This window comes from Aquidulcibacter sp. (assembly GCF_049239865.1).
Classification (GTDB): Bacteria; Pseudomonadota; Alphaproteobacteria; order Caulobacterales; family Aquidulcibacteraceae; genus Aquidulcibacter.
In genome coordinates, this window is record NZ_JBMLTR010000007.1 from 76,630 (window position 1) to 103,038 (window position 26,409).

General features: G+C 55.5%; 13 protein-coding genes and 1 tRNA gene. 7 read left to right on the top strand and 7 right to left on the bottom strand.

Features of this window, described 5'->3' with window-relative positions; translation table 11 throughout:
- Positions 1-2 precede the first annotated feature (2 nt).
- Positions 3-2,756, top strand: a complete 2,754-nt coding sequence (locus tag ACOVRA_RS00810; protein WP_421718648.1) for a DUF4159 domain-containing protein — start codon at positions 3-5, stop codon at positions 2,754-2,756.
- Positions 2,753-4,804: a glutamine amidotransferase gene (locus tag ACOVRA_RS00815; protein ID WP_421718649.1), complete on the top strand. Its 2,052-nt coding sequence runs from the start codon at positions 2,753-2,755 to the stop codon at positions 4,802-4,804. Before ACOVRA_RS00810 ends, ACOVRA_RS00815 begins: the two co-directional genes overlap by 4 nt.
- Before the next feature lie 3 nt (positions 4,805-4,807).
- On the opposite strand, the gene ACOVRA_RS00820 is transcribed toward ACOVRA_RS00815, so the two are convergent.
- Positions 4,808-5,383, bottom strand: a complete 576-nt coding sequence (locus ACOVRA_RS00820; protein ID WP_421718650.1) for a GNAT family N-acetyltransferase — start codon at positions 5,381-5,383, stop codon at positions 4,808-4,810.
- Positions 5,384-5,497: 114 nt separating this feature from the next.
- Between ACOVRA_RS00820 and ACOVRA_RS00825 the strand changes: the two genes are divergently transcribed.
- Positions 5,498-6,148: an SOUL family heme-binding protein gene (locus ACOVRA_RS00825; RefSeq protein WP_421718651.1), complete on the top strand. Its 651-nt coding sequence runs from the start codon at positions 5,498-5,500 to the stop codon at positions 6,146-6,148.
- Positions 6,149-6,181: 33 nt separating this feature from the next.
- Here the strand turns inward: ACOVRA_RS00825 and ACOVRA_RS00830 are convergent.
- Positions 6,182-6,256: transfer RNA gene (locus ACOVRA_RS00830), tRNA-Gln, on the bottom strand.
- 101 nt (positions 6,257-6,357) lie between these two features.
- Positions 6,358-6,981, bottom strand: coding sequence for a TetR family transcriptional regulator (locus tag ACOVRA_RS00835; RefSeq protein WP_421718652.1), 624 nt, complete (start codon positions 6,979-6,981; stop codon positions 6,358-6,360).
- Between the two features lie 93 nt (positions 6,982-7,074).
- On the opposite strand from ACOVRA_RS00835, the gene ACOVRA_RS00840 reads away from it, so the two are divergent.
- Both ACOVRA_RS00840 and sppA read left to right on the top strand, forming a co-directional pair.
- On the top strand, positions 7,075-8,394 hold the full coding sequence (locus ACOVRA_RS00840; protein ID WP_421718653.1) for a flavin monoamine oxidase family protein: 1,320 nt from the start codon (positions 7,075-7,077) through the stop codon (positions 8,392-8,394).
- A gap of 125 nt (positions 8,395-8,519) precedes the next feature.
- Positions 8,520-10,280 (top strand): signal peptide peptidase SppA, encoded by a 1,761-nt coding sequence (sppA, locus tag ACOVRA_RS00845; RefSeq protein WP_421718654.1) that lies wholly within the window; start codon positions 8,520-8,522, stop codon positions 10,278-10,280.
- 12 nt (positions 10,281-10,292) lie between these two features.
- Here sppA and ACOVRA_RS00850 read toward each other — a convergent pair whose 3' ends face one another.
- The 3 genes from ACOVRA_RS00850 to ACOVRA_RS00860 form a co-directional block, all read right to left on the bottom strand.
- Positions 10,293-11,540, bottom strand: coding sequence for an aspartyl/asparaginyl beta-hydroxylase domain-containing protein (locus tag ACOVRA_RS00850; RefSeq protein ID WP_421718655.1), 1,248 nt, complete (start codon positions 11,538-11,540; stop codon positions 10,293-10,295).
- Positions 11,541-11,658: 118 nt separating this feature from the next.
- A complete protein-coding gene (locus ACOVRA_RS00855) occupies positions 11,659-14,619 on the bottom strand; it encodes a TonB-dependent receptor domain-containing protein (RefSeq protein WP_421718656.1) in 2,961 nt (986 codons plus the stop codon).
- Between the two features lie 608 nt (positions 14,620-15,227).
- Positions 15,228-18,296 carry a TonB-dependent receptor domain-containing protein gene (locus ACOVRA_RS00860; protein WP_421718657.1) on the bottom strand — a complete coding sequence of 1,023 codons (3,069 nt, stop codon included), beginning with the start codon at positions 18,294-18,296 and terminating at the stop codon, positions 15,228-15,230.
- A 338-nt stretch (positions 18,297-18,634) separates the two neighbouring features.
- Between ACOVRA_RS00860 and ACOVRA_RS00865 the strand changes: the two genes are divergently transcribed.
- Entirely contained in the window at positions 18,635-20,668 is a 2,034-nt protein-coding gene (locus tag ACOVRA_RS00865; RefSeq protein WP_421718658.1) for an alpha/beta hydrolase family protein, read from the top strand.
- A 106-nt stretch (positions 20,669-20,774) separates the two neighbouring features.
- Here ACOVRA_RS00865 and ACOVRA_RS00870 read toward each other — a convergent pair whose 3' ends face one another.
- Positions 20,775-23,795 (bottom strand): TonB-dependent receptor domain-containing protein, encoded by a 3,021-nt coding sequence (locus ACOVRA_RS00870; protein ID WP_421718659.1) that lies wholly within the window; start codon positions 23,793-23,795, stop codon positions 20,775-20,777.
- Positions 23,796-24,299: 504 nt separating this feature from the next.
- Here ACOVRA_RS00870 and ACOVRA_RS00875 point away from each other — a divergent pair.
- A complete protein-coding gene (locus tag ACOVRA_RS00875; RefSeq protein ID WP_421718660.1) occupies positions 24,300-26,357 on the top strand; it encodes an alpha/beta hydrolase family protein in 2,058 nt (685 codons plus the stop codon).
- Positions 26,358-26,409 lie beyond the last annotated feature (52 nt).

The following is a 26,409-nucleotide window of genomic DNA, read 5'->3' on the forward strand; positions in this document are numbered from 1 at the left end:
GCATGCTCACGCTTGGCCCCCTTGGCATCACTACCCCCTTAGCTTTGTTAGCATTGGCAGCCTTACCTCTGATTTGGCTGGTTATTCGGGCATTGCCGCCTGCCCCACGTGAACAGATTTTTCCACCCACTGCCTTATTAGCGAACCTGCCCAACACCGAAGAAACGCCAAAGAAAACCCCGCCTTGGCTGGCTTGGTTTCGCATGGTTGCGCTTGGACTTTTGGTGCTTGGGTTTTCCGGTCCCGTGCTCAATCCAGTCGTCACTCCAGATGCGCGGCCCCTACTGATTGTTATCGACGACGGTTGGACCTCGGCACCATCGTGGCGCACGGTCACCGATGAAGCCGCTCAAACAGCGCGCGCAGCAACAGGGCCCGTACGCCTGTTATGGACGGCGAGTGGGCGCGGCCAGTCTGGCCCATTGGAAGTCTTAAGTTCCAACCAAGCGGCTGCTCGCATTCTCGCCGCCCAGCCCAAGCCTGTTTTGCCAGACCCGGCTTGGGCCACAAGCGCGCTCTCGGGCCTTCCAAAAGGTCAGCGCATCATCTGGTTCTCTGACGGTGTCGCCCATCCGGGCAGCAAGGACTTTGCGGGCAAACTGACGCAAACGGGCACCGTGCGCTTGCGCAGCGTGCCGCAAGGTGCCGTCGCTATCACGCGTGCCGCGGCCACATCTGAAGGCTACAGCCTCGGCCTTGTTGCAGGCCCTGCTGCCAGCCGCTCACAACGACTGGAGGCGGTGAATAGTCGCGGGCAGAGACTGCGGGAAACGACACAGGCGATTGTACCAACGGGCGTTAGCTTTGCCCTTGAATCGGTGATCATGCGCGATGTCGCGGCATTGCGGACAGGCGATGCGCGGTCAGCCGGCGGCGTTTATCTGCTGGACGCCTTTGATCGCCGCGTCCGCACGGGATTGATTGCCGAACGCCAAGATGATCAGCCCCTGCTCTCGGACGCCCACTATCTAGAAGAGGCTCTCAAAACCTCGACCGATCTCACGCGGGCCAATTTGACGCGCTTGGTGGCGGCGGGTTTGGACGCCCTGATTTTGCCAGATGCTGGCGAACTAGCCCCGCAAGACCGTGAAGCTCTAGAGCGCTTTGTTCGCGCTGGTGGTCTCTTGATCCGGACAGCAGGGCCTAAGTTGTTGGCTGCAGGGCCAAGCCCTTTGATCCCGACACCGCTTCTATCCGAGCCTCGTACTGTGCGCGGTGCCATGACCTGGGACAATGCGGGCAAAGTTGGGGTGTTTGAACCAACCAGCCCGTTTGCGGGCCTCGCCATTCCAGACGATGCGCGCGTCACCCAAGTCGCCGTTATCGCGCCAGATACTGGCGCAGCAGCAGCCGCATCGACGCGGGACACTCAACCCCTGCAAATCTGGGCGAGGCTGTCGGACGGAACGCCCTTAGTCACCGCCCGGGCGCTCGGCAAAGGCAAAGTCGTCTTATTTCACACCACTGCAGGCCCCGCTTGGAGCGATGTCGCATTTTCAGGCTTGCAAGTTGCCATGCTGCGCCGCGTGCTGGCCCAAGCGGCCTCCAGCGCCATTCCGGCAAATTTTGTTGTCGGGACTACCCCACTAAAGCCAGTCTTGGTGCTTGATGGTTTTGGAGCTTTTCGGGCACCCGACCCGCAAATTCGCCCCATTCGACCCGAAGAAGCCCAAACACTTCGCCCAAGCCTTGATCAACCGCCGGGCATTTATGAAGGCGGTGGCGTGCGCTGGGTTTTGCAAGCCGCACCCGCCAATCTGCAGCTGGCCCCATTGCCAGACTTGCCACAAGTCGAGCGGGTGGCTGAAGCGGAGCGGCAGCCCCAGTCGCTGGCCGGCCCCTTGCTCAGCCTAGGCATGGCCCTTCTCCTCACAGATATGGTCATTAGCTTGCTTCTTGCGGGCAAATTTGCGGGGGCGAAATTACCGACCTTTCGGCGGGGGCGGGCAAAGCCGCAGGCAACGCTTTTGGGCCTGTTGTTGTTGAGCCTCCTGTTCTTTGGCGGCGCGCAGGACGTCTTTGCGCAGCCAAGTAAGGCCAAGCCGCGGCAAAGCGATCTTTCCCTCGCTTTCATCAAGACCGGGGACGGGGCGCTCGACGCACAAACCCAGCGCGGGCTTGAAGGCCTGTCGCGCGCACTCCGCGATCGCACGTCGGTGGAGCCCGGCGCGGTTATCGGCTTGGACCCAGCCCGCGACGATCTGGCGCTTTATCCGATTTTGTTTTGGACATTGGGCGATGCTCCCACCGAAACCCGCCCAGAAGTGGCCAGCGCTTTAGACCGCTTTATGAAGAATGGCGGGGTCTTATTCATCGATTCCCGGGGTGCAGGACGTACCCCGGCGATGGCGCGCCAAATCACGCGGGCGGCTCTGCGCGGTATTGAGGCACCACCGCTTGCCGCTGTCCCGGAAGGCCACGTGCTCACCAAAGCCTTTTACATCCTGCAGCGTTTTCCCGGTCGCTATCCAGACGCGAAGCTCTGGGTTGAAACCGAGGCTTCTGCGGCAGCGAGTGCCAATGACGGTGTCTCGCCCCTCATCCTTGGCGATGGTGACTGGGTCTCGGCTTGGGCAAAGGCCCCCAATCCGCCCCTACAGGGGTTTGAAACCATGGGACCGAACCCAAACGAGTTGGCCATTCGGGTAGGGATTAATGTTGTCCTATATGCGCTGACCGGCAATTACAAAGCCGATCAAGTCCATGCGCCTGCCTTGCTCGAACGGCTGGGTCGCCGGCAAGGACAGCCGCGATGAATGGGATTGACCTTGTTAGATTGGGCTTTGACCCGTGGCTACCGCCCCTCGTTCTTTTGGGTCTCGCGATTTTGGGCCTCGGCTTGGTCGCACTTTACCTGCGCTTAGGTGGCAAAGCGCCGCTAACCCGGCTGTGCTTGGTGTTGGTTGCCCTCATTGGGCTTTCAGGTCCAAGCCAAGTGCGCGAAGAACGCTTAGCGTTGACAGACATTGTGACCATTCTGGTGGATCGGTCCGAAAGCATGGCGCTGACAGATCGTGCGGCAGGGGCAGAAGTGGCCCTGCGCGCGCTGAAAGCCCGTCTCGGCCAAGTCGAAAACTTAGAAGTCCGCATCACTTATTTTGATGGCAGTGGTGCCGGAACCGCCCTCTCCGCCGGGCTCGATCAAGCCTTTGCCGACATCCCGCCAGACCGGGTCGCGGGCGCAATTATTATCAGCGATGGCCGCTTTATCGATGGCGAGGACGCTGCCCGCCCCTTCCCAATCCATCAAATCCTTGTCGGCAGCCCGCAAGAGCGCGACCGCCGGATTGATCTTCGCTCTGCCCCGAAGCAAGCGCCCATTGGTGAAATTACCAAAGTGGTCGTGCGGGTCGAAGATAGCGACGCGTCTGTCCCTCTGACCGTGCGGGTCGGCACTGAGGCACCACAGACGCTGAACGTGCCCACGGGTGAAGATATCATCATTGAAGTCCCGATCGCGCAGCGTGGGCTGGTTCCGATTGCCATTGAGACGCCGGGGGTCGCTGGCGAGGTTTCAACCGCCAATAATGGGCTAGCCCTCTCGATTACGGGGGTACGGGACCGTTTGCGCGTTATGCTGGTGACCGGGCAACCCTATGCTGGATCGCGGGCGTGGCGGAATCTCTTGAAGTCAGACCCCAGCGTCGATCTGATCCAATTCACCATTCTCCGCCCACCTGAAAAGCAGGATTTTACGCCCACGGAAGAATTGTCGCTGATCCCCTTCCCGACGCGCGAACTCTTCCTCGACAAGATTGATAGCTTTGACTTGGTGGTGTTCGACCGCTTCTCTCGCCTCTCCGTGCTTCCAGACGCCTATCTAGACTCGGTCGCGCAATGGGTGGAGGGCGGCGGGGCCTTCTTGATGTTGGCAGGCCCCTCTGAAGGATTGGATGAAGGGGTGCAGTCGACGCCTTTGAAGCGCATCTTGCCCGTCCAGTCGCGCGGGGAGCCGATTGAGACCGCCTTTCGCCCCGCCTTGACCGAGCGTGGCCGCAGCCACCCCGTTTCCGCCAGCTTGGCTGAACAGTCCAACAGCTGGGGCCAATGGCTGCGGGTCCAGCCATCCACTGCCACTGGTGACGTGTTGTTAGAAGGCGCAGGCGAGCCCCTCCTCGTTTTGGGGCAAGTGGGGCGTGGGCGCGTGGCAGCCGTGATGAGCGATCAGGCTTGGCTGTGGCGACGCGGCTATGATGGCGGTGGCCCATTTGATGAGCTTTTTCGCCGTACCGCCCATTGGCTGATGAAAGAAGCAGACCTTGAGGCCGATCGGCTATTGCTACGCAGCCAGCCCGGCCGCCTGTTGATAGAACGGCAAAGCAGCGACGACCCCGGTCCCGCCCAAGTCACTTTGTCAGGCCAAACCTTCCCCGTACCGCTTTCTGCTGCCGGGAACGGTGTTTGGCGGGGTGAGAGTACGATGGCCAAGCCTGGACTGGTCTTTGTGCAATCGGGCGACAAAAGCGCGTTCATCGTCGCTGGTATTGGTAACCCCAATGAGGCGCGTCTCCTCACCGCAGATCCCACTGCCCTTGCCGGGCCACAAGCCAAACAAGGCGGCGGCAGTGTGACTTGGGTCGGCAAAGCCGGAACCGGACCGCTTCCCGACATCGCGCGTCTTAGCAAAAGCCAAAAGGCGAGTACTGAAGGACTGGGCCTGAGGCGCGCCGGGGCAACAAGTGTTTCAGCAACCAGCCGCGACGCGATCCTGCCGCCTTGGGCCTATGCCATCTTATTGGCAGCGTTAGCGCTATGGGCGTGGTGGCGTGAAGGCCGACTGGTGGTTTCTCGCTCAAAAACCTAAAGGCTAAACCTTTTTCAGTAGCTTGCCCGATGGTGCCGCTGTCTCTGCTTTTAGGGCTGGACGCCACAGCAAACGGCTGGGATCGGCAGGACCGGGTAGAATCAGCTGACCTTTAGGCACGCGCTGAAAGCCATAGGGCTCAAAGAAGGCTAGGTCCCCCACCAGAATGACCGGCAGAGCCGTCAAACGGTCGCTAGCTTCAAGACAGGCCTCAACCAATTTGCCACCCAAGCCTTGACCTTGCTGGTCAGGTGCGACGGCAATAGGCCCGAGAAATAAGGCTTCGTGGCCTTGATCTGTAACCAGCGGCCACAAACGGCACGCACCGATGAGCCGCCCATCTGCCAAAGCCACGAACGACACATCGCGTCGGCAGCTATGACCCTCACGCAGGCGGGCAGCCGCCTTTACATGTCGCCCAGGGCCAAAAGACAGAGCGTAAAGCGCTTCAGCAGCCGCGTCATAGAGTGCGGCATCGGGCAGAAGGTCAAACTTCGCGGACAAATTCAGGATCACTTTTATTGAATTTGGAGAGGTTGTCGCGCTTTGGAGATGCGCGCGCGATGCTTTAAAGGACATGGGCCCCCTATGAAAGGCGCAAATCACATTTTTGAATTCAATAGGCTTGGCAAATAAATTAAGCTCGCTAGTGGTTTGTTTGAACCAAATGCAGGCTAGGAACGTAATGTGAGTATGACCAAATCCCCTCTGCGCCCCGCCCTCGCCCTCCTCCTGCCTTTGCTCAGTGCCATCGGACTTGCAAGCCCTACCAAGGCAGGTACGCCTGAGCCCACCTTCAAACGGGTTCTGCGTGATGGGACGTTTGAAATACGTGACTATGACAGCCAAGTGGTCGCTGAAGTTCGCGTCCCGGAAGGTCGCGGGGATCCAGCAAGTGCCGGCTTTAGGCCTTTGGCGCGCTATATTTTTGGCGGCAACAAGCCCCGCGCCAGCATTGCGATGACGGCCCCCGTGACGCGCCAACAAGAAGGCCAATCCATCGCCATGACGGCACCCGTCATCCGTCAAGATGCCGGCGCTGAATGGAAGGTGCGCTTTATTATGCCGGAAGGCTCAACGCTGGCGAATATGCCCGTGCCCAACGACCCCAATGTCCGCCTGCTAGAAGAACCAGCCAAGCGCTATGGCGTCATCACCTTCTCAGGCTTTGGTAGCCAAGCGACGATGGCGCAAAAGAGCGAAGAATTGCGTACGTGGCTGCAAGGCAAAAAGCTGACGCCGATTGGGGCGCCGATTTATGCGTCTTATGATCCACCTTGGACCGCGCCATTCCTGCGCCGTCACGAAGTGTGGCTGGCCTTAGCCGCGCCGGCCAAGCCCTAGATACACACAAAATTTGATGGTTGGCGGAAAGAGTGGCTGGGGTGCTAGGGATCGAACCTAGGAATGTCGGTACCAAAAACCGATGCCTTACCGCTTGGCGACACCCCAAGAGAGGCAGGCAGATAGACGCGCTTGGGCCTCGGTGCAAGACTTTTGATCACATAAACACTGCCATCAGGGCTTAACGCTGTTATCGCGCTGCCAATGGATCAGACCAGCCCGCGCAGATAGCCAATTATCAGAGCATCGAGTTCGGCTAGCCAATCGAGCTTGCCAACCGGTGGAAGCTTTATTGCTGCCGAGATGGTAGCATGTGCCGTCGTGATCAGCAGTTTGCAAACCGTCTCAAGCCGCGTTTGATGGGCGGACGCGACAAAGGGTTGCAGCGCTTGCCGCATGTTGAGGGCAACTTGGTCATCTTCGCCAAAGTCATAGCCTGCCCCCGCAAAGACACGGTCAGAGGCTTCGGCAAGCACGACATAGGCAGGATTGGCTTCATAGAAGGCCAAAAATGGTTGAAGGAATTGTCGTGCCGCTTGCTCAATTGACTCGGGCGCAGCCGCCGCGTGGCGTCGGACATTGCTTTGTGCAATCGCTTCAATCTCCACACCATATCTTTCGGCCAAGGCGGTCAATAACGCAGCGCGATTGGGAAAGAATTGATAGAGTGAGCCTGGCGAGGTGGCCGCCTGCTTGGCAACCATATCCATTTTCAGCCCCTCGGCCCCATGGATTAGAATCAAATCTGCGGCTGCGTCCAAGAGGCGATCAACGCGGCGCTGCCCCCGGTCTTGGCTGGGTGCTTTGGCTTTGGGAGCCGCGCTGACAATCATGATTTCACCCCGTAATCGAAACCTACTTGACAATACGAGATTACTCTCATATTTGCAAACACGAGATTAATCTCATATTTTGGAGAGCTGCAGATGACTGCCCTTAACCGCCGCACCCTAGTCGGGGGCCTTGCCGCATCAACCTTGGCCTTTTCAGTCCGCGCTGGAACGGTCACCGATACTGATGTGATCATAATTGGGGCGGGCGTGGCGGGCATATCGGCGGCGCGTCAGCTTCAAGCAGCTGGCATTCGAACCCTTATCTTGGAGGCACGCGACCGGATCGGCGGACGCGTTTTGACCGACACCCAAACCTTGGGCCACAAGTTCGACCGTGGCCCCTATTGGCTGCACAATAAAGCCACCAATCCTTTAGTACCCTTAGCGCGGGAAGCAGGTATTGGCCTTGTCAAAAGCAGCTATGAAAATGGCAACATCTTTGATCAAGGGGCACGCAGCACCAATCCATCGTGGAAGGACGTGACAGAGGCGGCTGCCGCTTGGGAAATGCGCCAACTTCTGCCCTTCGCCCGACTGAATGACCGGGCCTTGGGGGCGACCTTGCCCAATCCAACACCAGCGCAACGCCATGTCGCCAATATCTTTGCCGTCGAAATGGGCGAGGACCCAAGCCATGTCTCGCTACAGGGCTATTACAATTTGGAGGCGGGCGAAGATTTGATCCCGTCAACGGGTATGGGACCCTTGGTGAAAGGCTTGGCTGGCGGACTGGATATTCGCCTAAATAGCCCGGTTTCCACCTTGCGCTGGGATGGCGCGCATGGTGTGACGGCCATCGGCAGCTTCGGGCAAGTGACCGCGCGAAAGGTCATCCTCACCGTGCCGACGGGCGTCTTGGCCGCTGGCGCGATCCGGTTCGACCCGGTTCTGCCGAGCGCCAAGCAAACAGCGCTGGCAAATCTTCCCATGGGTGCGCTGGAAAAAGTGGCCATGGTGTTGCCTGCGCCCATGCCGGATTTACCCGAATATACCCTCTCCAACAGCCATATCCAGCGAGGCCAATATCATGCGCTGGTGAGCGCGCCAGATAGGGCGATGATTACGGCCCTGATCCCGGGGCCTGTGTCGCGCGCGCTTAACGCAGAGGGTGCGGCGGCCTTGGAAGCCTTTGCCCTCGACCTGCTCAAAAATGTGATCGGGACGAACGCGCGCGTGACGGCTTTAAGCTCAACCAATTGGCAGGGTGATCCCCTTGCCTTAGGCTCTTACCCTCATCAGACCGTGGGCCACGCAAATGCGCGGAAAATCTACTCCCAACCCGTTGAAGATCGTCTCTTTTTCGCAGGCGACGGCGGCGACGACTCGCTGGCTGTGACTGTTGGCGGCGCGTGGCGACAAGGTCAAAAGGCCGCCCAAATCATCGCCCGACAACTTGGTGCAAAACGGCGCTAAGCCCAGCGTGCGCTTTGTAACTGCCGCTAGGCGGAACCTGTAAATTCCTATATCACAGATGGTGATAAGTGTGCCTGCTCGACCTATCTCTTAATCCAGATGGCGCGGGTGCGATGGAGGACAGGGTGAAGCAATTTTTTATTACGATCGCAGGCGTCTTTTTGGGCCTGGTTTTATTTTTTATCCTGATCCCAATTATTCTAATTGCATCGGTTGCAGGTTCCAGCGCACCGGTCACCCCATCCCACACGGTATTGAGCCTTGATCTGCGCGCGCCAGTCACGGATGTACCACCCAATTCCCCGTTTGCGGGCTTTTCGGGCGGCACGTCTGTTGTCGATATTGTGCGGAAACTGCAAGCGGCAGAGACTGATGGCAGCGTGAAGGGCTTGTTCGTTCGCGCCAGTGAAGGCGGTATGGCACCGGCCCATGCAGAAGAAATTCGCCAAGCGATGATCGACTTTAAAGCGACCGGCAAATTCGTCGTTGTGCATGCGCAAGGCTTTGAATATCCAACGCTGTCCAATTATGTCGCCGTGTCAGGGGCCAGTGAGATGTGGATGCAGGGCACCACAGACTTTGCCGCCACCGGCATTGTGGCCGAGACGCTTTTTTTAGGCGGTTTTATGGAAAAATTCGGCATCCTGCCGCAGTTTGAACAATTCAAAGAATACAAAAACGCGGTCAACACTTATACCGAGAAGACCTTTAATGCCCCGCACCGAGAAGCGACCACAGCCATGCTGGGCAGCATTTATAACGCCTTCTTGGCCTCCACCGCTTTTGACCGCAAAATGCCTGTTGAGGCGATGAAGGCCGCACTCGATCAAGCGCCTCTGTCAGCCGAAGCGGCCCTACAGGCCAAGCTCATCGACAAGATCGGTCAACCCGAAGAGGCGCAAGACGCCGCGCTCGCCCGGGCAGGTGGGAAGGATAAAGCCCAATTCGTCGATCTCTCCAGTTATCAATTGCCGATGGAATCTGGCCCCGTGATCGCTTTGGTCGGCGGTGAAGGTGCCATCATCACGGGCGAACGCAGCGGCGACCCGTTCGCACAGGAAAACAATATCACCAGCGATGATTTTGCCGCCGCTATTCGCGACGCGACCGACGATGCTGCGGTGAAGGCCATTGTCTTCCGCGTGTCGTCACCCGGTGGCTCACCTAGCGCTTCTGACCAGATCTGGGCCGCGATAGAGCGGGCTAAGAAGGCAGGTAAGCCAGTCGTCGTGTCCATGGGGGCCTATGCGGCGTCAGGTGGCTATTATGTCTCCACAGGGGCTGATGCAATCCTTGCCATGCCGTCGACCATCACGGGCTCCATCGGTGTGTTCAATGGCAAGTTTGTGATCAATGACGCCCTAAACCGCTACACGGGGGCCAATATCGCATCGATCCAAGCTGGCGGTGACTTCGCCAACGCCTATTCCACTGCCACGCCTTATACCAACAGCCAGAAGGCCGCGATGAATGCGGCGGTGACGCGCATCTATGAAGACTTTACTGGCAAAGTCGCTGCTGGCCGGAAGCTTCCCCTGTCGCGCGTGCAAGAGATCGCCAAAGGTCGGGTTTGGACGGGCAATGAAGCCAAGGACTTAGGTCTCGTCGACCAGATTGGCGGCTTACGCACGGCAATCTTGAAAGCCAAAGCGCTGGCCAAGATTGAAGCCAAAGACAGCATCACATTGCGCAGCTATCCCAGTGTTGAAGACCCACTGACGGCCTTTAGCCGTGCTTTTGGTGCGAGCGCAGCCAACGCCAAAGTCACGGCGCGTGCCGCGACCGTAATTGGCGCTTTGGCCGGCGATGAGCGTCTGTCTCAAATCTTGAACGAGGCCTCGCAGGCGAAAGGGCCCAGCATGCGCGAGCCCATGCGGGTGCACTGACGCCTCGCTCGCCTATTCTATCGCAAATTGGCGGGCGGTTTGGGTCAATTTCTGAACGAGGGCCCGCTCCTCTTGTGAGAGAAGCGGGTTCCAAACGTCAAAGATCAAGACGACGCGTAGTTCGTCGCTATCATTGCGTGCCATATGCTCCAGCGTGTCATCAAAGATCAGGACTTTGCCGACTTCCCAGCGCCTTTGCTCAAAGCCCACGCGGTAGAGGCAGTTCTTGGGCACAACCAAGGGCAAATGCACGACAAGGCGGGCATTGGTCTCGCCATGATGGGGCGGAATTTCGGTATGGGGTGCAAGGGCAGAGAACATGGCATTGGGACAAAGCCCGCCAATCTCGGCCATCTCAACTTCTTCTAAAGCGGCTGCAGTCTTTGGACAAGCAGCCAAATTGGCTTCATCCCGCACGCCACCGCGCCATAAAGACAAGCTGCTCCAACGCTGGGAATGGTTGAGCTCCGCCCATTGGTTGACCGGGTCACCAGGTTGGTATGCAATATAGGGCTGGAAGGCGTCCTGCTGGCTTTGAAGGGCGGCCTTTAGCTCTTGCGTGATTGCGGCGGTCTGTGCCTCGATTGCGGGCACCCAAGCAAAGTCCTTGGGATCAAAGAATGGAATGGCTGGTAGCCGCGGCACGTGGAGTTGGTTGCAATCGGCATGATAGGGCTTGGTTTGGCCCGACATGATCGAAATAGCCTCTTGCCATTGCCCCGACAGGCCCCCTGCCCCACCAACCGCTTCAAACAGGGTGATGGCAAACGCTTCTTGATAATCCCGCACCAATTTGGCGGCCCGCGCCAAGCCGGGGGCTAAGCTGGGTGGCCAATGCGCTTCGGGCGGTGCAATCTTGAGAACATTGCGGTACGTGACCGCCGCCAGCTTCAATCTGCCTTGCCGCTCATAAAGGGCACCCTTTGCCAAAAGCGCGGGGTAGAAATAAGCGTCGGCCGACAGCGCGAGTTGGAGGGCTGCAAACTCGCCCTCGATCTGGCCTAATTCGCGCCGAGCATTGGCCAACATCAGCGCAATCATGGGATCTTGCGGGATCAAAGTACAAGCACGTGCGAGTGCAGCTTCTGCATCTTGATAGGCACCGCGTTGAAACGCATGAATGCCCAAGCGGTGCAGCGCCAAACCGTGATCGGGGGCCGCTTTGGCAACCTCACCCCACAGACGCTCTGCCTCTGCCCAACGGCCTTCGCCGGCAGCTTTTTCGGCTTGAGCCACCCAAGCATCAATCTGTGCGGTCATATGCAATCCCCTTCCCGCTTTATGAAACCATCATCGGGGCGACGCAAGCATAGGCCATGCAAACAAAAACGGCGGGTCCCGAAGGACCCGCCGCCATGTTTCAATCTGAAATATCAGATCAGAACTTCACGTTGACGCCGAGTGCATAAACGCGGCCCAAAGTGTCGTAGTTCGATGGGAAGGTGTTCCCGGAGTTGTACGAAGTCGTACCAGTTTCGTTACCGATGATTGGTGGATCTTCGTCGAACACGTTAGCAACCGAAGCGGTCACCGACAGAGCCGAGTTCACATCCCAAGAAGCCGACAAGTCGATGTAGTTATAAGCATCGATCGTTTCGAAGGCATCGAAGATGCCTGGCTTCAAGGTTTCTTCGATATCGATCGAAGCGAAGTGACGCCAGTTGTAGGACAGCTGGAAGTCGCCAACGGACCAGGTGGTTCGTTGTACCGAGCGGAACTGGTGGGTTGGATCGCAGCTCGAGCCATAGAAGCCGTTGCAGTCGATGATGTCGGAGTCTGCAGTCGTACGGGACTCGTTCTTGGTGTAGTAGTTCGCATTGTACGAAATGCGGACCGAACCCCACTTGCTGTCGAGACCCAAGCTTTCCAGATCGAAGCCGGTGTTGACGCCCACTTCATAACCAGCAGCTTGCTGATAATCCAAGTTGGTGGTCAACAAACGGATACCCGCGCCTGGAGTCGCGATGTCGCCGTTGATACGAACGATTTGCGAACAGAAGGACTGGATGCCTTGCTTGTAGCAGCCATCGAGAACTTCTTGCGGCTGGCCGAGGCCAATCGTGTCGTTGATCTTGATGTCATAATAGTCAAACGTGACAGCGGTGTTCTTCAAGAAACCACCCAAGTCAGGACGCCAGACGAAACCGAGAGTGAGGGTATCACCTTCTTCAGGGTCGGCTGGGTTAGCTGGGTCGGAGCCTTCAAAGGTTCCGACTTGGCCGGCCACGATGTCTTGAACGTTCCAAACGTCGCTTGCTGCTTGGCCGGTCGATTGGCACAAAGCGCGCAAAGCGGCAGTACGTTCTGCAACTGGTTGAGCGATCGAGCAGGGATCGCGACCAGAGTTTTGCAAGCCGGTGACGAATGGCGAGAACAATTCACCAACGTTAGGCGCACGAGCGGCCTTTTGCTTCATCGCGCGGAAACGGAATTGATCGGTCAATGCCCAGTCCAAACCAACTTTCCAAGTCGTGTTCTGACCGGTCAGGGAGTAGTCAGCCAAACGATAGCCGAGTTCCAAGCTGAGCGATTCAAACAATGGCTTACCAGCAACCAAAGGCACACCGATTTCGGTGTAGACTTCGTTCACGCTGTAACCACCTGCGACTGGCAAGGTGTTACCACCAGCGCCACCCAAGCAGCTGGTTGGAGCCAGCTTCAAGCATTCGTCTGGTGTGGTGGAGCCTTCTTCACGGCGATATTCGTAACCGAACACGACGTTGACTGGGCTGTCTGCCATTGGGCTTTGGAAGCCATGCAAAGGACCACCGACCGAAGCACCTGCGATGCTTTGAACGTAGTTCTGCTGTTCCAAGGCTACTGCCGACGAATAGGCTGCCATGGCTGGGGTGATGGTGCCAAAGCCACCAAATACGTTGATGGGTACGCAAGCTGCGTCGCCATTGGCGCAAGCGGTGGTGCTGGTTGCGTTCAAAGCGTTCTGGAAGTTAGCTACGTTGGTGTAGCCAGCCGAAACGTTGGTACGGTCTGCTTGGCCCATTTGAACCGATGCATCCCAAGTCCAGTCTGGCAAGAACTTGCCGAGGTCGCCCTTCAGACCCAACACCAATTGGAAGGTGTTGTTGTCATAGGTGGTCGAACGCTCACCAAATTCAACGGTACGACGACGGATGGACATTTGCAGCGTATCGGCTGCGTCAACCACACCGTTGTTGTTCACGTCGATCCAGCGACCAGTCGTGTTGCCACCACTTGCACGGAACGCATTGGCTTCCGTGATGATCTTTGTACGAGCCTGAGCCGACAAATATGGGTTGTTCAAAGGAACGTTGAACAAGTTACCAAATACACCCGATGGCGCGATCTGCTGGCGAATGTTGGTCGCAGCAAAAGTTGCACGGCCATAAGCTTCAACATGGTCGTTGATGTCATAGCGAGCGATTGCCGTTGCCGAATAACGCTCTTGTGGGGTTTGGTAGTAGTTATATGGGTTGAAGTTGAACACCGAGCAGTTTGCGCCCAAGGTGCCGTCGTCGCGGAACTGGCCGCCACCGCCCATATAGGTCATGCGGGTTGGGATACCCGTGGTCGAACCACCAGCGGCCACAACGTTTGGACCACCGCAACCTGCAGGAGCAGCAGGAGCAACACCGCTCAAGCCATCGCCGGTTTCAGACACAACGCCGATCAAGCCGAATGGACGGTCAGCCAGCAAAACGGCGTCGCGCTGGGTCCAGTTCATGGACAAAGCCACGTTACCGCGGCCATCGTCTAGGTTTGCACCCATAGCAACCGAAGCAGTCACGATTTGGCCGTCATTGTCGCCGGTGATCGAACGCTTCAGATCAACTTCAATGCCTTCGAAGTCCTTCTTCAGCACGAAGTTGATAACGCCCGACATAGCGTCCGAACCATAAACGGTCGACGCACCACCGGTCAGAATATCAACGCGCTCCAACATGGCTTGAGGAACGGTCGAAATGTCGACGCGGCCATCAATGTTGTATGGGGTCATGCGCTTGCCGTCCATCAGGACGAGGTTCCGTTGCGCGCCCAAACCGCGCATGTTGACGGTGGTCACACCAGCGGTACCGTTGTTGACGTTTTCACCGTCGCCAGGGATCGTGGATGGCAGCGAGCGGAGCAGCTTTTCAGCTTCCGCAACTTGGTTCAGTTGGAGTTCAGCGCCACCGATCGATGTAATCGGGCTAGCCGATTGCACGCCTGGTGCTGAAATCCGCGTACCGGTGACGACCACGACTTCGGCGGTCTTCTCGTCGGTAGCAGCCGCCGTCTGGGCGAATGCTGGCGCTGCAAGACCGAGGCCTGCAACAATTGTGCTCGCGAGCAAGAGCTCGCGGGTCATCGAAATTTTCATACTGGAACCTCCATTTGTCCCCTGCCCTATCGCTGTTTGACTCAGCTTTTTCAGGCAATAGGACGAGAGTTAACCAGCACATTACAAGTCGTCAACGTTGCAATGACAGGTAAATGACAAAGAGAGATCAGGTTGTTGCCAAACTGTCGCATACTCGTTTCGCGTAAAATAATAAATTTTCTTTGTTAAATTTAAATTTTGACAATTCAATGTATGTCAAAATATAAATATCAAGTAATATTTATATAAAATCAATTATGACTACATTACAATAAAGTCTAAAATATTTATACAAATTTTATTCTATATAGTGCGACAAAATTCTGAGTTACACATAATTCCATTTTCGTTATTACTAAGTTTCGCGGCACGCACGAAAGAGTCCAGTCAAACTTCAGACGTTTATGAGTACCGGACTAAACATATAAAGCACCATCCGACCGACAGGCTGCCCAAATTTTACTCAATTTCAGCGACAGCACTTTGGATATTCAGCATCGAAGCGACACATTTCGCCATTCTGCTTCGATCAAAGTCACGCGCCCAGAAAAAGAAAAAAGGCGGCCCCGAAAGGCCGCCTTTGCTCATTTTGAAGATCAATCCAAAGCCTAGAAGCGGCGGATTACCGTTGCGTTGAACGCGCGGCCGAACTGGTCGTACTGCGAGGTCAAAGCGGAGTTGCCCAAGCGCGAGAAGAACACAGCGGTCGAGATCGATGGCGGTGCTTCGTCGAACAAGTTGCGGATACCGCCAACGATGGTCCAGTTGTCCGAACGATAGCGGACGCTGACGCCATGCGTGATGGTGGTTTCGGTCTTGGTCTTATACAGAACCGAACCGATACCATTGTAGGCATAGTAGGAACCAGGTGTTGAAACAACTGGGTTCACACCATTGTTGAACAAGGTTTCGTTGGACTGGCCAACGGCATCAATGTTCCAGCTGTAGGTCCAGTCCTTACGCTCAAAGCGCAACTGGGTTTGGCTGACGTACATTGGTTCACCAATGTCACCTGCAACTTGGGTCAAGTTGCTGTCAGAGAACAAGCCCTGCTCGTTGGACGTGGTCCAGCGGTGTGCCGTGTCGATCACCAAATCACCGAACGCGAAGTCTTTGCGGTAGACGGCCTTCAGGTCGATACCTTCAACTTCGGTCACGTTGACGTTCACATAGTCGTTCGAAACCGTCAGAATTTGGCGGAAACGGTTCGACGTTGGGTTGGTGTCACGTGTGAACAAGCGGCAGAACTGGTCAGCGCGGGCTTGATCGGCAGCACCATAGCAGGAGCCAACGATGTTACCTGCACCAAACTGAGCAACCTGATCGGTTACCGAGATTTTCCAGTAATCAACGCGCAAGTTCAGGTCGATTTTGGAAGGTGTGTAGACGAAGCTGAAGATATCCGAACGGGATTCTTCTTCCTTCAACGTGCCTGCACCACCACCGGTGAATACGGTCACCGACTGGCTCGAACCATTGGTCGCGCCGTTATAGTCGCCGGGAATGCCAGCGGCCAAACAACGTGCCTTCAGGATCGGGTTTTGGCTGAGGTCGTGGTTGATACATGGGTCGACGGCTGCTTGGCCCAAGAAGCCAGTTTGGTCGCCCAAGAACAATTCGAACAAAGCAGGTGCGCGGTACGAAGTACCTGCAATTGCGACGATCGCAAATTCCGGCGTGATCTTCCAGTTTGCCGTGGCTTTCCACGTCGTGTTGGAGTCATAGGAATCATAGTTGGTGTAGCGATAGGCCAAGTTGACTTCGAGGTTTTCGACCAATGGCTTCTTTGACATCAATGGTGCAGAAAGTTCGCCGTAGAACTCCTTCACCGAGTCTTCACCCTTGGTGATGCCTGCAACCGTGGTCAGTGCAATGTTTGCACGACGGGTTTCAGCACCTGGAACGTCGTTGATGCTGTAGGTACGATATTGCGCACCCAAAACCAACTTCACGGCGTCAGATGCACCAGGAACCTGGAACACATCGCCCGAGACGTTACCTTCAACCACGGTTTGCTCATAAACCGTGTTGCCGGTGTTCTCATTGTTGAAGAGATAGTTGAACTCTTCAGCCGTGAAATCGCCGCGCAGGACGCGTGGATCGAAGAAGTTGATTGGCAAGCACGTGCCGCCCGACAAGGTCGGGGTTGGGCAGGTCACGACACCCGTGGTTGGGTTGCGGGTAGCGTTTGACATCGCGGTCAAGCGGTCAGCCAGAATTGCAGTACCGGAGTAGCTGCCTTCGCCGCTGCTGGTTTGCGCGTAAAGTTCCCAAGCACCGTTCTTCAGCAGGCCAGCAAAACCGTTGCCGGTTTGACCTTTGACGCCGCCGACAACTTGCCAGGTTTCAACCGTTTGCTGGCTGTTTGCTGGGCGGACGATGACAGGCTGAGCCGAAACGCCAAATGGGTTGTAGGCGTTGGTAGCTGGGATCACGAAGAACAGCTGTGCTGCACGCTCTTGGCTCGACTCACGCTTTGCGTAGAGTGCTTCACCGTAGATTTCCACGCCGCCCAGAATGTCCAAGTCCCGTGCCGCGGTGGCATAGAAGTTGGTGCGCTTGGATGGCGAGATGATGTCGGTGTTCGCAACCAGTGGATGCTCGTAATCGATTTGGTTAGCCAATGGCGCACCAATCACCCCGTTTTGTGGGCTGAACAGACGACGATAACCAGGAACGGTCAACAAAGCTTGTTGGCTGGCGCAAGTGACGGTTGCGCCAGTTGCGGTCAAGCAGTTGGTGGTGCTGCCAGCGATTGGACGAACCGATGGGTTCAAACCAACGGTCCGGGCGGTGATGCTTGGATCGGAGATCCAGGTACCGGTGCCGGTGGTGGCTGCGCCCAAGAGCGAGATACGGTTGAACGATGGGCCGATACCAAAGCACTTAGGCTGGCCGGTCTTTGGATCGATGAAGTCAGCGCGTTGGCCGGTTGCTGCATCGAACACATAGTCTTGTTGGCAATAATCACGGTCGCCGTACTTCAAGGCTTTTTGCTCGAAGTAGCTGCCGCTGACCATGACGTTCCAACGGTCTGCAGTCTTGCCCCACAATGCGCCGACGGTGAATTGCTCACCAGCGCCTGCTTCGGTCACGTTGCCAGAAGCGGTTGCTTCAAAGCCGTTCACGTTCTTACGAACGATCGCGTTGACAACACCGCCCACAGCATCCGAACCGTAAATTGGCGAAGCGCCTTCGTTCAGGATTTCGTAGCGGCTGATCGCCAAGTTAGGGATGGTTTGCAGGTCGACTGCGCCAACCTGACCGCGCACACCTGATGGTGGCAAACGGCGACCGTTCAACAGCACCAAGGTACGCTGAGCGCCCAAGCTGTTGAGTCCGACGGTTTGGATCCCTGGGCCACCTTCAACGATGAAGCCAGAGAAGAAGTTGTTGATCTGACCCGAACCAGCAGCAGCTGTAGAGCTTTGCAGGATTTCAGCCGCATCGATGGTGCCCGACAGCACGGCGTTGTCATTGGTGATGACGGTCAAAGGCGACGCTGAGTTGAAGGTGTCGCGACGGATGCGCGAACCGGTAACCACGATGGTTTCCGCTTGCTTAGCAGGTGCAGCAGCGGGAGCTGGAGCGGTTTGAGCGCTCGCAACGGCTGGGATGAAGGTCAGTGCGGTCAACGCGGTTGCGCCGATCAAGGAAGCACGAACAGATATTTTCAAGGTATTCCCCCTTAGGTAACCAAAATCCACAACGCAACCCTCAGGTAATGTGAGGAGAAAAACCGTGGATTCTGCATTGGTGGCTGTAGAGCGCGAACGAAAAAAGGTTGCAAGGACTCTTCCTGCCCAAAATGCGCCTGTGCATCACTTGTGAAAATTTTGTAACATGTTTGCCACACTCTTGTGCATTGCAGGTGTTCGCTGTTACTCGTGTTGCCCTTTACGACAGAGCGTATAAATACCTGCCAAGGCCGCGCTCTTGTTGCCGCCGCAATCATGTCTCGAAAGCACGACTTTCCATGGGGTCCTCACAAATGTTCGCAAAACGACTTGTTCTTATGGTATCAACTGCGATCTGCGTCGCCGTCGCCGCGACCAGCGCAGTTCAAGCGCAAACCTTCAAACCAACCGGACCGGCTCTGCCAGTTGACGTCATGTCGCGCGATTGGGGGGTCTGGGGTGCTCGGATCAGCCCAGACGGCAAGCATATTGCCGCTTTGGCAGGCATTCCCGGTCAAAATCCTGTGATCCGCGTTTGGTCGACCGACGACATGAGCAAGACCCCGACGCAATTTGGATCCAAGTCCATGCGGTTCACGGGCTTCAGCTTCATGAACAATTCGAAGCTGCTGGTATTTGCCAACCAACCCGTGGCAGCTGGCGCTAATTCCAACTGGCAGAGCAAGGCGGCTATCGCAAACCTCGATGGATCGTCTTTCCTAGATATTTCTCAGGACGAAAGTTCAGACGCACGCGGTGACGACCGCATCATCGGCTTTTCCTTGTTCAATCGCCTTCCAAAAGAAGAAAATGTCGTTCTGATGGAAATCCGGCGCTTCTCCGGCACAGAAATTGTGCGGTTGAATGTGAACTCAGGTCGGCAAGATCGTTTCGCCCGCACGGGCGACAACGAAAGCTTTGAGTGGGCGGACAACGATGGCAACATTAAACTGAAAGGCCAATTGCGCGCCGCAAATGGCGTTTACACCCAATATGTCTATTTCCGTGAAAACAATAATGCGGAGTGGAAAGAGCTGGCTGGGCTACGCCGTCCGATTAATGACCGCTTCAACCTATCACCGGTGCATGTCTCCAAAGACAACAAAAGCATCTATGTACTGACGAACCGCGACACCAATTTCAATGTGTTGGCGAAATATGATGTTGCAACTGACACGATTGGCCCGCCAATCGCTCAAAACACTGAGTTTGATATCTCAAGTGCCAGCTTTGGTTCATCCACCGACGAAGACGCTCTAACCCAAGATCCATTGCGTAGCTTCTGCTGGGCTGGCCCCTCGACCGAGTGCAATTATTCCGACCCAGTCGACAAACGCATCTTTAACTTGCTGGAGCGTGCCCTGCCCGGCACCAACATCGCCTTTGGTGTGCGAAATGGCGGCGCGAATGTGTTGGTGACAGCAACCGCGCCAAACGTTCCCACGACGACCTATCTTTTGAAGAATGAGCGCCAATTGATCAAAGTTGGTTCGGTTTTGGACGGATGGGACCGCACCAATTTGGGGCCTGCAGAATGGGTCTATTACCCAGCCCGCGACGGCTTCCAAGTTCCTGGCATTCTCTATCTGCCACCCGGCTATAAAAAAGAGCGCGATGGTCGCCTGCCATTGGTCGTCATGCCACATGGCGGCCCGTGGTCGCGGGACAATATGGACTTTGATCGCAGCTACTGGCCACAAATGTTCGCAACCCGCGGCTTTGCCGTTCTGCAACCACAATATCGTGGGACCGATGACCTTGGCAAAGCCCTCTGGAAAGGTGGCGACAACCAATGGGGCGCGATCATGCAGGACGACAAGGATGACGGTGCCAAATGGTTGGTTGATCAAGGCATTGCCGATCCCAGCCGCATGATGATGTATGGCTATTCCTATGGTGGCTTTGCGGCAGCCGCTGCTGCGGCCCGTTCGGGTGGCCGCTCTGAAGGCCTGTGGCAGTGCGCGATCTCGGGTGCTCCTGCGATTGACCTACAGCGCATCGCAACCGATTGGGGTGAAAGCCGCCTGCAACGTGTGAACCAAGGCGTCACCGTCGGCGGTTGGGATCCTATGACCCACCTCGACCAAGTCAAAATCCCCTGGTTGATCTTCCATGGTGACTATGACCGTCAAGCCGACACCATCCACTCCCGCACCGCGGCAGCTCGGATGCGTCAGGTGAATCCAAATGCGAACTTCCGCTATGTGGAAATTCCCCGCATGTCGCACCAGCTGATCCAAATGTACCCAGAGCACAAGACCCAGTTCTTGAACCTGATCTTGGACATGACCGCGAATAATTGCGGCAATATCTCGGACAAATTCGACGAACCCGGCCTCAAAACCACCATGACCAAACGCGCCTCGAAATAAGCGCCGATTGGTCTGATCCCAAAATTAAAGCCCGGCAGGTTGTCCTGCCGGGCTTTTTTGGTGGGTAAAACTCCAGACGCCAGACGACGGCGCCTTTTTACTGACTTTAGAAAGAAGCGGTGAGGTTTAAGAACACTTCCCTGCCGCGATAATCATAGCCGGAATAGAGAGGCACATTTGCGATCCGGTTATAGAGCGCAGTCGAGGAAATTTGTGGTGGAGTTTCATCACTGATGTTCCGAACGCCCAATGTCGCGCCCCATTTTTTCGCTGTGTAACGAATGGAGGCATTGTGCAGATAATAGTCAGGAACATCCAAGATGAATGGTGTCGTGGACTTGTTAAGGCCGTAGTAGGTGTATGACTCTTGTGCTGCAGTCCAGTCGACTCCCCAACGGAACCGCCATGGTCCATGGGTCAGATTGATATTGATGTCTCCAGTATATTCCGGCGCATTTAGGGTGCCATTGAAATCAAGCGACGGAGCATCCGGTCTTGCCTTTGTGATTTGCCCGGTAAACTGGGTGACCGCAGCATTCACAACCATTCTCGTTTGCCCAAAGTCCTTAGACCAACGCAGTGTGTAGTCATAACCTTTTGTTTGTACACTGGAAATGTTGGTGTAATTGTTGTTCACCGTCAAGGCCTTTGTGACCGGGTCCCGGGTGGTGAAGATGCAAAGTGGACTATTGAAATTCGGCGCGGAATAGCATTGGTTCAAGATGAACTGGACACCGGGTTGAGCAACGCCGTCCTGGATGTCGATGTCAAAGTAATCGACAGCGAAGGAGAAATCCCCAAGTACGTCCGGTAGAAACGATGGCGAGAAAACAATGCCACCTGTCAGATTGTCTGAAGTTTCAGGTCCAAGCGCAAAACCTGCGCCGCCAGAGGCATTAACGCGAATAGATTGGTTGTTGCCATTGCCAACATCCCAGCCTGGCGGGAGACCGAAGGATGAGCAGTTTTTGGCAACATTAGGATCGCGTCCTGGCGCATTCCACAGGTTACAAATGTCGCCGGACGAAGCGGAGAACGAGGAGGTTGTTCCGAGGAATTGTTCAAACAGAGCTGGTGCTCGGTAGGATGTCCCGGTCGATGCCCGCAAGGTCAGGAAGTCGAAAGGCTTGTAAAATATCCCTGCTTTATAGGTAGAGTTTTCGCCGTACGAATCATAATCCGTGTATCGGCCCGCAAGCTCGATATTGAGCGCCTTTGCCAGAAAAGCATTTGCAAGCAGAGGGACTTCAACCTCGCCAAAGACTTCGATCACACTATCACTGCCAACCGTAGCGACGGCAGAAGACAAATTGTACAGATTGCCATTGATAGATTCCGTGCTGGGCTGATCGTTGATTGAAGCTTTGCGATATTCAACACCCAAAGCGACATCAATTGAGCCTGCAGGCAATTTGAAAGCAGGCCCACTTACCCCAGCAGAAAAAACGGTCTCTTCATAAGTCGTGGTGCTAGGCACATCAACCAGCGTATAATTCTTCCAATCATCGGGAAGATTTCCAGCCAAGGTATTTGAGTTCAATGCCGGGGCCGGAACACATTTGGCGGCAGCCGGATTCAAGTTGTTGACAGTGCAGGTGAGGCCATTGCGGATCAGATTAGCAGGCACACCAGCAGCGGCGGGTGCAACGAGTAATGTTTCAGCGGTCCGGTCCGTAAGCCAAGATTGGAAAACATAGGTTGCGTCAGACTTGGAGAACTGGACATTCAAGTCGTAATTCCACCCTTTAAACCAAGGGATATCTCCTTTTACGCCGCCAAGAATTTTCATGAAGTCAACTTCTTGCCAGCTTTCAGTGTTTCCATAACCAATGAAAGCACGCGCCTTATGGGTTACATTTGGCAATAAAGTGGAACCGCCCAATGACAAGAAATTCCCTGGAACTGCTGCGATATTGGCTGGGATAAGTGGAGATCCCGTTGGATAGTCGAGCACCAATTGCCGATAGCCCGTTTGACTGGACTCACGACGGTTGAACAAGAACTCCCCATACAATTGCATGTTGCCATATTCGGCCGCGTCATAAGTGGCGGTTGCAAACGCCGTTGTTGTTTTCACGGGTGATAGCAGCGTGTTATTCAGCATATCCGGGTCGAACGTATCCCGGACGTTTAAGCTTGCACCGCTCACGCCTTCAAAACCAGCTAATCCCGTTGCGATGGATGAGTTAGGACGCCAACGGTTATAAACGCCGCTAGTGCCGGCCCCTGGTGCAGCCACCCCAGCAAAATTGGGGGTCCCGAGCGTGTTAATGGTCACCCCGCCCGACGCGCCTTGGTTCAAAATGCCCCAGCATTTTGACTTGCCAGTCAGAGGGTCCAAATAATCAATTGTGGCACCCGTTGCTTTGTTAAACTGGTACTCCGTTTGGCAACGTGTCCAATCCCGATCATTATAGGTCTGAGGTTGAGATTGGTAGTATTCTAACGACCCTTGGATGTTGAGATTACCGATGGCTGTACCACCAGCTAAAGAGATACGGCTACGTTCTCCTCCCCCCTCTGTCGGCTGATTATGCTGGCCTTCGATGGTAAGTCCCTTGAACTTGCGCGTGACAATATTGATCACCCCCCCAATTGCATCAGAACCGTAAATTGCCGATGCTCCGTCCCGAAGGACTTCCGTTCTAGAAATCAATGCACTTGGCAACACATTGAGGTCGGCAGAGCCAACTGATCCACGTGAGCCTGCAGGTGCCACCCGCCGACCATTGATCATAACGAGCGTGCGACCGGGACCGAGGCCGCGAAGGCCTACGGTAGCCGCACCGGGGCCACCATTTGTTACAAAGCCGCCGAAAGCGTCATTGACCTGAGCTGATCCACTCGTCACCGAGTTTGACTGAAGAACCGCCGCTGTGGACGTCAGACCGGCAAGTACAGTGTCGTCTCGAGTGATGATTTGAATCGGCGACGCTGAATTAAACGTGTCCTTCCGGATCCGCGAACCAACGACCACGATTGTTTCCACTGGCGTAGATGTTTCCTCACTTTCAGCCTTCGCTTCTGGTGTTGCAGGCGCGTTTTGGGCGGCTGCGACAGTTGGCAGGATCGAGATGACGGTGAGAGCGGTAGCGCCAAACAGGGTGGCGCGGGTAGACGATTTCATGAAGGGACCCCTGTGAAAGATAACCGTAAACCGAATTACGCACGCAGGTCTTTGGTAAAGCTAACGGGGGATACAACCCTATGGACTCACAGGGCAACAACCCGATCTGCCAAAATGTTACCAACAGGTAATTTGTGGCGATTGTGTAACTTATTGGCAACAGTAAAAGTGAGCCCCAAAGTGGGTATCGCGAGACGAACTAGGCCCCCTGCCCTCGAGAAATTGCCGAACTGTGCGCCGCAACTGCCCAAGAGAAAACCAAAGCTTGGCAGGACAAAATTCCGAGCTTTTCCATCGTCACGCTCGAACAGTCAGAGCCTGCAAGCAATCACATGAAAGCCCGAAGTTTACCGGAGGCTATAGCTTTTTTACAAAGCTACTTTCGATCACAGTCATATTGCTTGCCAGACTCGCGATTGCCGTTAACTTGAGGCCATGACTTGGCAAACGATAACGCTAGGTTACCTTCGACACGTTTGTCGATGATCTGAGTAAGGAGTTTTTATGATGCGTTTGAAACAGGTTTTTCTTCTAGCCACATCCGTCCTATGTGCAGCAACACTGGCCACCGCGACGCATGCTCAGACGTTTAAGCCCACTGGCCCAGCCTTACCGGTTGAGGCGATGGCGAAAGATTGGGCGATTTGGGGCACGCGTATTAGTCCGGATGGAAAACATATTGCTGCCATCGCGGGTATGCCGGGCCAAAACCCAGTGATTCGCGTTTGGTCGACCGATGATATGAGCAAAACACCCACGCAATTTGGTTCTAAAACCATGCGCTTCACGGGCTTTAACTTCGTGAGCAATTCCAAGCTTTTGGTGTTTGCCAATCAGCCCGTCAGCGCGGGGGCAAATTCGGATTGGTACAGCCGCGCGGCCATTGCCAACCTCGATGGATCGTCCTTCCTTGATATCTCAAATGAAGAAGCCGCGCTGACGCGCGATGATGATTTCATTGTTGGCTATAGCCTGTTCAATCGCCTTCCTAAGGAAGAAAATGTTGTCTTGATGGAGATTCAAAAGATCTCTGGCTCTGAAATTGTACGCCTCAATCTGAACACTGGTCGCAAGGACCGTTTTGCCCGGACGGGGGACAACGAAGAATTCCTTTGGTCCGATAGCGAAGGCAATATCAAGCTGAAGGGCGAGCTGAGAGTTGCCAATGGCGTTTACAATTATCTCTATTATTTCCGCGAGAACAACCAAGCACCTTGGCGGGAATTGTCTGGCATCCGCTACAATCTGAATGAGCGGTTTGACCTAACGCCGGTTCATATCTCAAACGACAACAAGTCAATTTATGTCATCACCAACAAAGACAGCAATTTTACGGTGCTGGCGAAATACGACATTGCAACCGATACATTGGGGCCCCCAATTGTTCAAAATACTGACTTTGACATCTCCTCCGCTGGCTTTGGCACGGCGGCTGATGAAGATGCCCTCACGCAAGACCCGCTCCGCAGCTTCTGCTGGGCAGGACCTTCTACAGAATGTGACTATTTCGACCCCGTCGACAAGCGCATCCAAGCCCTGCTTGAACGCGCCATGCCAGACACCATTGTTTCCTTTGGAGTCCGCAATGGTGGCGCGAATGTTTTGGTCAGGGCAACGGCACCCAATTTGCCCGATACATTCTACCTTCTTAAAAATGAACGCCAATTGATCAAGATTGGGTCGATGTTGGACGGCTGGGATCGCAAGAATTTGGGCCCAGCGGAGTGGGTCACTTACCCGGCCCGCGATGGCTTTCAAATTCCCGGCATTCTCTACCTCCCGCCGGGCTACAAAAAAGAGCGAGACGGGCGTTTGCCGCTGGTCGTGATGCCTCATGGTGGACCGTGGGGGCGCGACGATATGGACTTTGATATTAGCTATTGGAGCCAGATGTTTGCAACCCGTGGCTTTGCGGTGTTGCTCCCGCAATACCGTGGCTCCACCGACTTGGGTAAAGCCTTGTGGAAGGGCGGCGACAAGCAATGGGGCGCGTTGATGCAGGATGATAAGGATGACGGGGCCAAATGGCTCGTCGACCAAGGCATTGCCGATCCCAACCGCATGATGATGTATGGCTATTCTTATGGTGGCTTTGCCGCAGCTGCTGCGGCGGTGCGCTCTGGCGGACGTTCAGCCGGACTTTGGCAATGCGCCATTTCCGGTGCGCCTGCGATTGATCTTGAACGCATCTCCAACGACTGGGGTGAAAACAGGCTCGCGAGAACGCTACAAGGCGTTACCGTTGCCGGGATGGATCCAATGGAACATCTCGACGAAGTCAAAATCCCTTGGCTCATTTTCCATGGCGACTATGACCGGCAGGCCGATACAATCCATTCGCGCACCGCTGCGGCGCGTATGCGTCAGGTCAACCCTACGGCAAACTTCCGCTATGTCGAAATCCCGAAAATGGCGCACACCCTTGGCGAAATGACACCAGAGCATCGCAAGCAATTCCTAAGCCTCATTCTTGAATGGATGGGCACCAATTGCGGCAACATCTCGACAACTTTTAAAGAACCCGGTCTGAAACCCACGCTAACCAAGCGCGCCGCCAAGTAAGGACGCATTGTCACACACCCAAAAATGAAGCCCGGCAGGGAAACCTGCCGGG

What these genes read in the sequence shown, in the direction of transcription:
- ACOVRA_RS00825 (WP_421718651.1), top strand. Translation starts at nt 5,498, where the DNA reads ATGACCAAATCCCCTCTGCGCCCCGCCCTCGCCCTCCTCCTGCCTTTG.
- ACOVRA_RS00835 (WP_421718652.1), bottom strand. Translation starts at nt 6,981, where the DNA reads ATGATTGTCAGCGCGGCTCCCAAAGCCAAAGCACCCAGCCAAGACCGG.
- ACOVRA_RS00850 (WP_421718655.1), bottom strand. Translation starts at nt 11,540, where the DNA reads ATGACCGCACAGATTGATGCTTGGGTGGCTCAAGCCGAAAAAGCTGCC.
- ACOVRA_RS00870 (WP_421718659.1), bottom strand. Translation starts at nt 23,795, where the DNA reads ATGAAATCGTCTACCCGCGCCACCCTGTTTGGCGCTACCGCTCTCACC.
- ACOVRA_RS00815 (WP_421718649.1), top strand. Translation starts at nt 2,753, where the DNA reads ATGAATGGGATTGACCTTGTTAGATTGGGCTTTGACCCGTGGCTACCG.
- ACOVRA_RS00865 (WP_421718658.1), top strand. Translation starts at nt 18,635, where the DNA reads ATGGTATCAACTGCGATCTGCGTCGCCGTCGCCGCGACCAGCGCAGTT.
- ACOVRA_RS00875 (WP_421718660.1), top strand. Translation starts at nt 24,300, where the DNA reads ATGATGCGTTTGAAACAGGTTTTTCTTCTAGCCACATCCGTCCTATGT.
- ACOVRA_RS00840 (WP_421718653.1), top strand. Translation starts at nt 7,075, where the DNA reads ATGACTGCCCTTAACCGCCGCACCCTAGTCGGGGGCCTTGCCGCATCA.
- ACOVRA_RS00810 (WP_421718648.1), top strand. Translation starts at nt 3, where the DNA reads ATGCTCACGCTTGGCCCCCTTGGCATCACTACCCCCTTAGCTTTGTTA.
- ACOVRA_RS00855 (WP_421718656.1), bottom strand. Translation starts at nt 14,619, where the DNA reads ATGAAAATTTCGATGACCCGCGAGCTCTTGCTCGCGAGCACAATTGTT.
- ACOVRA_RS00820 (WP_421718650.1), bottom strand. Translation starts at nt 5,383, where the DNA reads ATGTCCTTTAAAGCATCGCGCGCGCATCTCCAAAGCGCGACAACCTCT.